This is a genomic window from Alkalihalophilus lindianensis, from assembly GCF_032843265.1.
GTDB lineage: Bacteria > Bacillota > Bacilli > Bacillales > Bacillaceae_D > Alkalihalophilus > Alkalihalophilus lindianensis.
This window is the reverse complement of sequence record NZ_JAWJBA010001080.1, coordinates 1-233: the sequence shown is the minus strand read 5'-3', so window position 1 is coordinate 233 and position 233 is coordinate 1. Positions and strand designations below refer to the sequence as shown.

Sequence of the window (233 nt, the reverse complement as noted above, 5' to 3'; positions counted from 1 at the left end):
CGGCCAATTCCATCATTTGTTGTTCCGTAAATTCTCTCACAACAGCAGGAACGCTCGTGAGTTTTGCTTCCTTTGCCGCACGATAACGTCGTTCCCCGACAACAATCTCATAGCCTTTTATGCTTTTTCTTACAATCAGCGGCTGGAGGATTCCATGTTCGATGATAGACGCTTTTAATTCATCAATTGCAGGAGGAGTAGATTCTTAAGCTTTGTCTGCTGGCCAGCTGAAC

General features: G+C 45.1%; 1 pseudogene. It reads right to left on the bottom strand.

From position 1 onward, the window contains the following. Positions 1–196 (bottom strand): annotated as a pseudogene (locus tag RYX56_RS25435) (ParB/RepB/Spo0J family partition protein); the annotation flags it as partial. Positions 197–233: the final 37 nt, after the last annotated feature.